Here is a 10,432-nt window from a genome sequence, read left to right on the forward strand (position 1 = left end):
GGTGCACTTTTATTCGATTGTCCTGATGCTTCGCCGACCGCACGATGAGTGCGTGACCACCCGCGACCGCCTGCTCGGCCTCACCGTCGTCGTCCTCTGGGGCCTGAACTTCCTGGCCATCCGCGTCGGCCTCGACCACTTCCCGCCCTTCTTCTTCGTCGCCCTGCGCTTCGCCGTGATCGCGATCCCGGTGCTGATCTTCGTCCCGCGCTCGGCGGTGCGGACCCGCTGGTTGCTGCTCTACGGCGCCGGGTTCGGCATCGCGCAGTTCGCTTTCCTGTTCACCGCCATGCGCGTCGGCATGCCGACCGGGCTGGCCTCGCTGGTGCTGCAGTCCTCGGCGCCGTTCACCGTGGTCCTGGGCGCGGTGCTGCTGCGGGAGCGGTTGCGGCCGACGCAGATCGCGGGGTTGGCGGTGGCCGTGGCCGGGATGACGATCATCGCCGCCGACCGCTTCGCCACCGCCACCCTGCTGCCGGTCCTGCTCACCCTGGCCGGTGGCCTGGGCTGGGCCTTCGGGAACATCGGTGCCCGACAGGCGGGCGCCGACTCCCCCGGCTTCGATCCGCTACACCTGACGCTGTGGATGTCGGTCGTGCCGGTGCTGCCGATGCTGGCGCTGTCGATGCTTGTCGAGGGCCCTGACACCGGCGTGCGCGCGCTCGGCACGGCCGTCACCACCGCCGCCGGATGGCCCGCGCTGGCCGCGCTCGCCTATATCGCCGTACTCGCCACCGTGTGTGGTTCGGGCTTGTGGACCTACCTCATGAGCCGCTATCCGGCGGGGACGGTGGCGCCGTTGTCGCTGCTCGTGCCGGTGGTCGGCATCGCGGCGGCCTGGCTCGCGCTGGGCGAGCAGCCGTCGGTGGCGGCGCTGCTGGGCGGCGTGATCGTCATCGCGGGGGCCTTCGCCGCGACCAGCACCCGCCGCGCCGCGCCCGCCCCCGAGCCGGAACCGCGCCCGCGCCTCGCCGGGGTCTGATGTCCGATTCGGCGGACGATCGAAGAAACGTATGGCTAGCATGTGTGCCGATCGTCCGACGCGTTTCCGGACGACCGGTCGGTACCCTGCGGCCCGCTTTTCGCCGCGCTCTACAGTGGTAGCAAATTGCAAGCAATACTCGAACAAGGCAGCTGAACAGCGTATGGCGGAACAGCGGTGGCCCGTTTCGCGGAGGACGTTTCTTCGCGGCACGGTCGCAGCGGGGGCGGTATCGGCAGGGGCGATGGCGGGAGCGCCGGGTATCGCGCTGGGCGCGCCCCCCGGACGACGGGTCGCCGTACTCGGTGGCGGCGTCGCCGGGCTGACCGCCGCGCACGAGCTGGCCGAACGCGGCTTCGAGGTCACCGTCTACGAGGCGCGCGCCTTCGGCGGCAAGGCGCGCAGCATCCCGGTGCCGGGCACCGGCCGCGACGGCAGACCCGATCTGCCCGGTGAGCACGGCTTCCGCTTCTTCCCCGGCTTCTATCAGAACCTGCCCGACACGATGCGCCGGATTCCGGTCGAGGGCAATGCCGACGGCGTGTGGTCCAACCTGATCTCCGTGCCGGAGGCCCGCTTCTCGCGCCGCGACGCCGACGACATCCTGCTCGCCCTGCCCGACGGCATCACCGCCCCGACCACGCCCGAAGCCATCCGCGAGACGCTCGCGGGCACCATCACCACCATGTCGAAGATGCCGCCCGCCGAGGCGGCCTACTTCGCCAACCGGCTGCTGGTGTTCAACAGCAGCTGCGAGGCGCGCCGCTTCGGCCAGTGGGAACACACCTCCTGGCAGGCGTTCGTGCGCGGCCACGAGCGCTCGCACGAATTCCGCGCGCTGGTCTCGCGCTCGCTGACCAGCATCATGGTCGCCGCCAAAGAGGACCTCGCCAGCACCCGCACCATCGGCGGCATGGGCGAACAGTTCCTGGGCAATCCGCTGGGCCTCGGCAACGACGGCGGCCTGGACCGGGTGCTGAACAACACCACCAACGCCGCCTGGATCGACCCGTGGGTGCGGCACCTGCGCGGGTTGGGCGTGCGATTCGAACTCGGCGCGCGCGTGGCCGAATTGACCATGCGCGACCGACGCGTGAGCGGGGCGCGCATCGACGACGGGCGCACGGTGGAGGCCGACTACTTCGTCGTCGCGCTGCCGGTCGAGCAGGCGCGCAAGCTCTGGTCGGCCCAGGTGCTCGCCGCCGCACCGGAACTCGAGGCGACCGAACGGCTGTTCGTCGACTGGATGAACGGTCTCCAGATCTATTTCCGCACCCCACTGCACATTTCGCGCGGGCACACGGCCTTCGTGGACTCCCCGTGGTCGCTCACCTCGATCAGCCAGAACCAGCTGTGGACGCACAAGCTGAAGACCTTCGGCGACGGCACCGTGGCCGACTGCCTCTCGATCGACATCTCCGACTGGCACACCCCCGGAATCCTCTACGGCAAGCCCGCCGAAGAATGCACCCACGACGAGATCTACCGCGAGGTGTGGGCGCAGCTGAGCGAACATCTCAACGACCGCGAACAACTGCTGCGCCCCGCCGACGTGCACTCCTGGTTCCTCGACCCCGGTATCACCTGGCAGGGCAGCCGCAATGCCAACGCCGACCCGCTACTCATCAACACCGCGGGCTCCTGGGACGCGCGCCCGGACCCGCACGGCTCGATCGAGAACCTCTTCCTGGCGGGCGACTACGTGCGCACCGATGTCGACCTGGCGACCATGGAGGGCGCCAACGAGTCCGCCCGCGCGGCGGTCAACGCCCTGCTCGACGTGGCGGGCTCCCCCGCCCCGCGCTGCACCACGTACCGCCTGCGCCGCACCCCCGAACTGGAACCGCTCCGGGTCATCGACGCCGACCGCTACGCCCGCGGTCTGCCGAACCTGTTCGACGACTAGAACGCCGGTACACCGCCCGTAACACCACGCACATAGACTCGCGGCGTGGCAGACATCTCGGTGCGTGGGCGCCTGGCTTTGCGAGCGGCGGCGGCAGCGTCGTGGGCTTCGCAGAAGGCGGGCCGCGGCAAGGGTTCGATGATCGGCGGCCTGATCGCGTTGAAGATCGATCCGTCGATCATGACGCAGCTCGGACGCGGCAGGCGGACGGTGCTGATCACCGGCACCAACGGCAAATCCACCACCACCCGCATGACCACCGCCGCGCTGGGCACCCTCGGCGCGGTCGCCACCCAGGCCGACGGCGCCAATATGGACGCGGGGATCGTCGCCGCGCTGAGCCTGCATCCCGGCGTGCGGCTGGCCGCGATCGAGGTCGACGAACTGCATCTGCCGCACGTCAGCGACGCGCTGGACCCGGCGGCCATCGTGCTGCTCAACCTCAGCCGCGACCAGCTCGACCGGGTCGGCGAGATCAACATGATCGAGCGCAAGCTGCGCGCCGGACTCGAGCGTCATCCCGATGCCGTCGTCATCGCCAACTGCGACGACGTGCTGGTCGCCTCGATCGCCTACGACCACCCGAATGTGGTGTGGGTGTCGGCGGGCAGCGGCTGGGCCGTCGACGCCACCAGCTGCCCGCGCAGCGGTGAACCGATCGTCTGGGAGGGCGAGAACTGGCGCTCGACCGGCGCCGACTTCCACCGCCCTCGGCCGCAGTGGTGGCTAGAGGGCGAGGACCTGTGCGGGCCCGACGGCTTCCGCGCGCCCCTGCACTTGGCGCTGCCCGGGCGCGCCAATCGCGGCAATGCCGCCCAGGCCGTCGCCGCGGCGGTGGCGCTGGGCGCCTCGCCCACCAAGGCGACCGACGCCACCGGCACCGTGCGCGAGATCGCGGGCCGCTACCGCACCGTCACCATCGGCGAGCACGACGCGCGCCTGCTGCTGGCCAAGAACCCGGCGGGCTGGCAGGAAGCGCTGTCGATGATCGAGCCGACCTCGGCCGGGCTGGTGATCGCGGTGAACGGGCAGGTGCCCGACGGCGAGGACCTGTCGTGGCTGTGGGACGTGCGCTTCGAGCACTTCGAGGGCGTACAGGTGGTCGCCTCGGGCGAGCGCGCCACCGACCTGGCCGTGCGCCTGACCTACGCGGGCGTCGAGCACACCCTGATCCCCGATCCGCTGCGCGCCATCGCCTCCTGCCCCGCCGGGCACGTCGAGGTGCTGGCCAACTACACCGCGTTCCGCGATCTCAACCGCGACCTGGAGGCACGCAAATGAGCGAGTCGACCATTCGTATCGGCCTGGTGCTGCCCGATGTGATGGGCACCTACGGTGACGGCGGCAACGCCCTGGTGCTGCGTCAGCGGCTGCGCATGCGCGGCTTCGACGCCGAGATCATCGACATCACCCTGGCCGATCCCGTGCCCGATTCCTTCGACATCTACACCCTCGGCGGCGCCGAGGACTCCGCCCAGCGCCTGGCCACACGGCACCTGCAGAAGTACCCCGGGCTGCAGCAGGCCGCCGCCAAGGGCGCGCCGGTGCTGGCCATCTGCGCGGCCATCCAGGTGCTCGGCAACTGGTACGAGACCTCCTCGGGCGAGAAGGTCGACGGCGTCGGCCTGTTCGACGTCACCACCTCGCCCCAGGACGTCCGCGCGATCGGCGAGGTGTCCACCACCCCCCTGATCCCCGGCCTGTCCGCCCCCCTCACCGGCTTCGAGAACCACCGCGGCGGCACCGCCCTCGGCCCCGACGCCAAACCGCTGGCCCGGGTCACCCGTGGTGTCGGCAACGGCGTCGGCGACGGCACCGAAGGCGTCGTCCAGGGCTCGGTCATCGGCACCTACCTGCACGGCCCCGCCCTGGCCCGCAACCCCGAACTCGCCGACCTCCTCATCGCCCAAGCCCTCGGCATCTCCCCCACCGACCTCTCCCCCCTCGACCTCCCGGTAGTGAACCGCCTCCGCCGAGAACGCCTCCGCGCCTGATCAGCAGGGTAGCGACGCCACCGCGTACCGCAACGACAGCGGATCGCGGGTGACGAGGGTGAGGTCCTCGCAGCGGGCTTGCGCGACCAGGATCCGATCGAAGGGATCGCGGTGGATCAGGGGAAGGCGGGCGGCCTCGATCGTGTGGCGTGCCTCGATCGCCAGCGGGAGAAAGCCGCTGCCGACGACCCGTTCCGGTAGATCCGCAGGCCCGGCCAGCTTGCCAGCCGCCTGCTTCATCGCGATCTCCCAGACCGAGGCCGCGCTGACGTAGACGTCCGGGTCGTGGTCGAGCCGCTCACGCAAGTCCGCGTCCAGAGTGGGATCGTCGGTGAGCCACCACAGGATCACATGGGTATCCAGCAGCAGGCTCATGCGTCGAAGTCGCGCGCGATGGCGGCGTTGGTCTCCGGCGAGTCCCATTCGGGCGACAACACCAGCCGCCCCCGCAGCGAGCCACGGCCAGTCCGGTTGACCCGGCGACTCAGCGGTACGAGCTTGGCGACCGGAGTACCGGCACGACTGATCACGATTTCCTCCCCCTGCTCCACCCGCTCGATGATGCGCGACAGATTCGTCTTCGCGTCGTGGATATTGAACTGTCCCGCCGCGTGACCTGCCATGACGCCTCCTTAGCTAAGAGGTTAGTCCACCCAGCCGCCGCACGTCCACCATATTCCGCTCACGGCGACTTTTACCCTCGCTGAGCCGCCACCTGCGCCGATAGCGTCGGGCGCGCAGGCAGCGGGGCGATCCCGGGCCGGGAGGTTCGAGGAGTGTCGGTGACCGGAGTGGTGACGGCTGTGGTCGCCGAGGAGCGGGGAGCGCGGGCCGCGAGCAGGCCGAGGGGGCGGCGGGGGCGGTCGGTGCTCGCCGGGGTGGTGGCGTTGGGGATCGTGCTGGTGGGGTGGACGGTGGTGACTGCCGCGGGGCTGGTCGATCCGCTGTATCTACCGTCACCGAAGGCCGTGTGGGAGGCGTTCGTACGGGCCAACAGCACGCACCGGATCGCCGACGGGGTGGACCGGTGGGTGGTCGGCGAGCAGAACTACTACCTGTGGGAGCACCTGCTGGCGAGCATCCAGCGGATCGCGGTCGGGGTGGGCGCGGCGATCGTGATCGGTCCGCTGGTCGGGTTCGTGATGGGCATGGTCGCGCCGGTGCGCTGGATCACCGAGCCGGTGCTGAACTTCCTGCGCGCACTGCCACCGCTGGGCTACATCGGCCTGCTGATCGTGTGGTTCGGCATCGGTGACACCTCCAAGATCTGGCTGCTGTTCCTGGCCGCGTTCCCGCCGATCGCCATCGCCACCCTCGACGGTGTGCTCGGCGTCAAACAGGACTATCTCAACGCCGCTCGCTCGCTGGGCGCCGGTCGCGCCCAAGTGATCTCGCTGGTCGTGCTGCCCGCGACGCTGCCGAACGTCATCAGCGGTATCCGCATCGCCACCGCGTTCGCCTGGACCACGGTGGTCGCCGCCGAACTCAACAACGGCATCCCCGGCATCGGCGGACTCGCCTATGTCGCTGGCACACAACTGAATACGCCGCTGACCATCGCCTGCATCATCGTGATCGGCGTGGCGGCCCTGCTGCTGGACGCGGCGATCGCGTTCGTCGGCACCAAAGCTGTTCCCTGGAAAGGCAAAGCATGACAACCACTGTGCGCAAGGTCGTCGCGACCTCGGCCGCGCTCGCCGCCGTTCTCGCCGTCACGGCGGGGTGCGTGGAATCGGGCCGAGGCGACACCGGCGCCGCGGCCGCGAGCTGCCCGTTCGCCGCCGACACCAGCGTCACCAGCACCGTGCGACTGGGTTACCAGGCGATTCCCAACGGCGACCTGCTCGTGAAGGACCGCGGTCTGCTCGAGGCGTGCCTGCCCAACGCGAAGATCACCTGGAGCCAGTTCGCCTCGGGCGCGGATGTGGTGCAGGCGTTCGGCGCGGGCAGCCTCGATATCGGCACGCTGGGTTCGAGCCCGGCGACCAAGGCGCTCTCGGCGCCGCTGAACCTGCCGGTGCGGGTGGTGTGGATCCACGACGTGATCGGCACCTCGGAATCGCTGGTGGTCAAGGACAAGTCGGTGACCACACTGGCCGGGCTGCGCGGCAAGAAAGTCGCCACCCCGTTCGGCAGCACCGCGCACTACAGCCTGCTCGCCGCCATCGACAAGGCCGGACTCACCGGCCAGGTGGAGCTGATCAACCTGCAGCCCGAGGCGATTCCCGGTGCGTGGCAGGGCAACCAGATCGACGCCGCCTGGGTGTGGGACCCGACCCTGTCCAAGCTGACCGGCGCGGGCGGCACGGTGATCACCAGCAGCGCCGAGACCGCCGCGGCCGGTGCCCCGACCTACGACGTGGCCATCGCCGACACGAAATTCCTCGCCGACAACGCCGCCTTCGCCATCGCCTGGGCCAAGGTGCAGAACTACGCCGTCGAACAGTTGCGCACCCAGCAGGCCGACGCGGCGGTCTCGATCGGCGCGCAGCTGGGCATCGCGCCCGACCAGGTCGTTCCCCAGCTGGCCGGATACCAGTACCTGCCCGCCAGCGAGCAGGCCGGACCCCGCTATCTCGGTGGCGGTTTCGCCGCCGACCTCACCGGCACCGCGCGCTTCCTGCTGAGCCAGGGCGGTGTCACCGCGGTCGGCAGCGAGCAGCAGTACCGCGACGGCATCGCGGTCGCCCCCGCGGCGGGCGCGGCCTCGTGAGCACCGGGCCGACGACCGGCGACGCCGAGCGGGTGACGCTGACCGGGGTGGGCAAGAGCTACCCCGGTCCCGACGGTGACGTGCCGGTGCTCGCGCCGACCGATCTCACCATCGAGCCCGGCGAATTCGTCTGTGTCGTCGGCCCGTCCGGGTGCGGCAAATCGACGCTGCTCAATATCCTGGCCGGTTTCCTCCCGCCCACCTCGGGCGAGGTGCGGGTGGGCGATCGGGTGGTCACCGGGCCCGATCCCGATCGCGGGGTGGTGTTCCAGCAGGCGAACCTGTATCCGTGGCTGACGGTGCGCGGCAATGTCGAGTTCGGTCCGAAGGTGCGTGGGGTGGACCGGGCGACGCGGCGCGCCGAGGCCCAGCGGCTGCTCGAGCTGGTGGGTCTCGACGAACTCGGTGACCGCAGGCCCTACGAGCTGTCCGGTGGTCAGCAGCAGCGCGCGCAGATCGCCCGGGTGCTGATCAACGATCCTGGCATCGTCGCGATGGACGAACCCTTCGGCGCGCTCGACGCCCTCACCCGGGAGCGCTTGCAGCGCGAACTGCTCGGGCTGTGGCGCGAGCGCCGCAAGACGGTCCTGTTCGTCACCCACGGGATCGAGGAGGCGATCCTGCTCGGCACCCGCATCCTGGTGATGGGCACGCGGCCGGGCCGGATCGTGCACGAGGTGACGCCGCCCTTCGAGCCCGGCGCCGACTTCGCCGAGGTCCGCGCCGACCCCGGCTTCAGCGTCCTGCGCGACGAGCTGGCCAGCCACATCTACGCCGCGCACGCCTGATCACTCGGCCGCGACGGTGGCCCGCCGCATCCACGGCCGGGTGATCAGCCAGCCGAATCCCGCCGCCAGCGGGAACATCACCACGCCGTAGACGGCCGCGGGCATGGCCATCTCGGTGCTGCCGATGACGCTGAGCGCGATGGTGATCGCGATGGTGCTGTTGTGCAGGCCGACCTCCATCGAGCAGGCGATGGCCTGGCGGGTGCGGATGCCGAGCAGCCGCGGCACCAGGTAGCCGATGGTGAGGCTGATCAGGCAGAACACCAGCGTGATCACCCCGACGTCGGCCAGCGCGTCGTCGGCGCCGCTGTCGCTGAGGATGGCGCCCACGATCACCAGCACCAGGGTCACCGCCGAGCCGATGCGCACCGGCCGTTCCATCCGGGTGGCGAAGTCCACCGACCAGCGCCGCACCAGCATGCCCAGGGCCACCGGCACCAGCACGATGGCGAACACCTGCAAGACCTTGCCGATCTGCAAGCCGATCGCGTCGGCGCCACCGGACGGGTCGAAGTAGTCGATGGCGAAGTTGGTCACCAGCGGCACGGTGACCACCGCGAGGACCGAATTCACCGCCGTGAGCGAGACGTTCAGCGCCACGTCACCACGGAACAGGTGGCTGAACAGATTGGCCGTGGTCCCGCCCGGCGAGGCCGCGAGCAGCATCATGCCCACGGCCAGGATCGGCGGGAGCCCGAAGGCCAGCACCAGCCCGAACGCGATGACCGGCAACACCACCACCTGACAGACCAGCGCGATGGCGACCACGCGCGGGGTCTTCGCGATGCGGGTGAAGTCGGCGACGGTGAGCGAGAGCCCGAGGCCGAACATGATCACCGCCAGCGCCAGCGGGAGTCCGACGGTGACCAGGGGTGTGTTCATAGCATCCTCATCGTTCTGAGACGCGTTGGTCTCAAACCGGGAGAATAGCCGTCGATGCGCGGTGCCGTACCCGAAATGCCGGGTTTGTCCGCTCTACGCGGTGGCCAGCGCCGTCGTGGCCGAGGCGCTGGCGTCGGTGCACAGGTCGTGCACGAAGCGCATCTTCTCCAGCACCCGATCCGGCAGCACGAACGGATACAGATCGTCGTGCCCCATCGACCGGTTGACCATGTTCAGTGCCCAGGCCAGCGGCAACCACAGCTCGATGATCTTGTCGAACCCCGCGCGCCCCACCTGCGGACGGTCCAGCGTGGCGCCCGCGGGGGCGAAGCCGAAGGCGGCGGCGGTGTCGAGGGTGTCGCGGATGTGCAGGTAGTGGGCGAAGGTCTCGGCCCAGTCCTCGGCGGCGTGCATGGTGGCGTAGGAGGAGACGTAGTCGTTGTCCCATCCGGCGGGCGCGCCCTGGGAGTAGTGCCGGTCCAGGGCGGCCTGGTAGTCGGCGTAGGGGTCGCCGAAGAGTTCGCGGAAGCGGGCGAGCGCGTCGTCACCGGTGACCAGGACCGGGAAGTAGTAGTGGCCGATCTCGTGCCGGAAGTGGCCCAGCAGCGTGCGATACGGCTCGGCCATCTCGATGCGCAGTTGCTCGCGATGCGGGTCGTTGGCCTCGGCCAGGTCCAGGGTGACCACACCGTCGACGTGACCGGTCACCACGTCGGCGGTGCGGCTGGAGAGCAGGTCGAAGGCCAGACCGCCGCGCGGGTCGACCTCGCGCCCGACGATCGGCAGCCCGAGTTCGGCCAGCTCGAAGATCAGCCGCCGCTTGGCCGCCTCGGCCTCGGCGAAGGCCGCGAGTCCGGCTGTGTCGGCGTCGTTGGGCCGGGTGCGGGTGAGTCGGCAGGAGGCACACAGCGTGGGCCCGGGCGCGCCGTTGTCGTCGACGACCAGCCAATTGCACTGCGCCACATGCAGGTTGTCGCAGAGCCGGAAGCGGTCGCCGTCGACCACCCCGCCCACCGGATCCACGGCCGCCGCTCCCGGCGGATCACCGATCACCACCAGGGTGCGCTCGGTGAGGCTGAACCCGAGTGGGCTCGAGCACGACAGACACACCGAGTTCTCGAAAGCCAGCTGCTGCCCGCAGTTCGGGCACACGAAGTCACGCAAAGA

At 70.1% G+C, this 10,432-nt stretch carries 11 protein-coding genes; 7 read left to right on the top strand and 4 right to left on the bottom strand.

Going from position 1 to position 10,432, the window contains the following annotated elements; genetic code table 11:
* Nucleotides 1-52 precede the first annotated feature (52 nt).
* The 4 genes from QC180_RS01145 (at nt 53) to QC180_RS01160 (ending at nt 4,882) form a co-directional block, all read left to right on the top strand.
* Nucleotides 53-982, top strand: coding sequence for an EamA family transporter (locus tag QC180_RS01145; protein ID WP_278260656.1), 930 nt, complete (start codon nt 53-55; stop codon nt 980-982).
* A gap of 244 nt (nt 983-1,226) precedes the next feature.
* On the top strand, nt 1,227-2,888 hold the full coding sequence (locus QC180_RS01150) for a hydroxysqualene dehydroxylase (RefSeq protein WP_278260657.1): 1,662 nt from the start codon (nt 1,227-1,229) through the stop codon (nt 2,886-2,888).
* A gap of 45 nt (nt 2,889-2,933) precedes the next feature.
* Complete coding sequence (locus tag QC180_RS01155) at nt 2,934-4,169, top strand: Mur ligase family protein (protein ID WP_278260658.1); 1,236 nt, start codon at nt 2,934-2,936, stop codon at nt 4,167-4,169.
* A complete protein-coding gene (locus QC180_RS01160; RefSeq protein ID WP_278260659.1) occupies nt 4,166-4,882 on the top strand; it encodes a type 1 glutamine amidotransferase in 717 nt (238 codons plus the stop codon). Before QC180_RS01155 ends, QC180_RS01160 begins: the two co-directional genes overlap by 4 nt.
* Here the strand turns inward: QC180_RS01160 and QC180_RS01165 are convergent, their stop codons facing one another.
* Together QC180_RS01165 and QC180_RS01170 are read right to left on the bottom strand one after the other, a co-directional pair.
* Nucleotides 4,883-5,257 (bottom strand): type II toxin-antitoxin system VapC family toxin, encoded by a 375-nt coding sequence (locus tag QC180_RS01165; RefSeq protein WP_278260660.1) that lies wholly within the window; start codon nt 5,255-5,257, stop codon nt 4,883-4,885.
* Entirely contained in the window at nt 5,254-5,505 is a 252-nt protein-coding gene (locus tag QC180_RS01170) for a type II toxin-antitoxin system Phd/YefM family antitoxin (protein ID WP_278260661.1), read from the bottom strand. Before QC180_RS01170 ends, QC180_RS01165 begins: the two co-directional genes overlap by 4 nt.
* Before the next feature lie 159 nt (nt 5,506-5,664).
* On the opposite strand from QC180_RS01170, the gene QC180_RS01175 reads away from it, so the two are divergent.
* The 3 genes from QC180_RS01175 to QC180_RS01185 are packed head-to-tail and all read left to right on the top strand — an operon-like array spanning nt 5,665 to nt 8,383.
* The gene (locus tag QC180_RS01175) at nt 5,665-6,537 is read left to right on the top strand and encodes an ABC transporter permease (RefSeq protein WP_474646370.1); all 873 of its coding nucleotides are present in this window, start codon (nt 5,665-5,667) and stop codon (nt 6,535-6,537) included.
* Nucleotides 6,534-7,595 (top strand): taurine ABC transporter substrate-binding protein, encoded by a 1,062-nt coding sequence (locus tag QC180_RS01180; RefSeq protein WP_278260662.1) that lies wholly within the window; start codon nt 6,534-6,536, stop codon nt 7,593-7,595. Before QC180_RS01175 ends, QC180_RS01180 begins: the two co-directional genes overlap by 4 nt.
* Nucleotides 7,592-8,383 (top strand): ABC transporter ATP-binding protein, encoded by a 792-nt coding sequence (locus QC180_RS01185; protein ID WP_278260663.1) that lies wholly within the window; start codon nt 7,592-7,594, stop codon nt 8,381-8,383. The genes QC180_RS01180 and QC180_RS01185 overlap by 4 nt, the downstream gene beginning before the upstream one ends.
* On the opposite strand, the gene QC180_RS01190 is transcribed toward QC180_RS01185, so the two are convergent.
* Nucleotides 8,384-9,265 carry a bile acid:sodium symporter family protein gene (locus QC180_RS01190; RefSeq protein ID WP_278260664.1) on the bottom strand — a complete coding sequence of 294 codons (882 nt, stop codon included), beginning with the start codon at nt 9,263-9,265 and terminating at the stop codon, nt 8,384-8,386.
* A gap of 93 nt (nt 9,266-9,358) precedes the next feature.
* The gene (locus tag QC180_RS01195; protein ID WP_278260665.1) at nt 9,359-10,429 is read right to left on the bottom strand and encodes a zinc-binding metallopeptidase family protein; all 1,071 of its coding nucleotides are present in this window, start codon (nt 10,427-10,429) and stop codon (nt 9,359-9,361) included.
* Nucleotides 10,430-10,432: the final 3 nt, after the last annotated feature.

It is taken from the genome of Nocardia anocheti (assembly GCF_029675105.1).
Lineage (GTDB): Bacteria > Actinomycetota > Actinomycetes > Mycobacteriales > Mycobacteriaceae > Nocardia.

What these genes read in the sequence shown, in the direction of transcription:
- QC180_RS01150 (WP_278260657.1), top strand. Translation starts at nt 1,227, where the DNA reads ATGGCGGGAGCGCCGGGTATCGCGCTGGGCGCGCCCCCCGGACGACGG.
- QC180_RS01160 (WP_278260659.1), top strand. Translation starts at nt 4,166, where the DNA reads ATGAGCGAGTCGACCATTCGTATCGGCCTGGTGCTGCCCGATGTGATG.
- QC180_RS01165 (WP_278260660.1), bottom strand. Translation starts at nt 5,257, where the DNA reads ATGAGCCTGCTGCTGGATACCCATGTGATCCTGTGGTGGCTCACCGAC.
- QC180_RS01170 (WP_278260661.1), bottom strand. Translation starts at nt 5,505, where the DNA reads ATGGCAGGTCACGCGGCGGGACAGTTCAATATCCACGACGCGAAGACG.
- QC180_RS01180 (WP_278260662.1), top strand. Translation starts at nt 6,534, where the DNA reads ATGACAACCACTGTGCGCAAGGTCGTCGCGACCTCGGCCGCGCTCGCC.
- QC180_RS01190 (WP_278260664.1), bottom strand. Translation starts at nt 9,265, where the DNA reads ATGAACACACCCCTGGTCACCGTCGGACTCCCGCTGGCGCTGGCGGTG.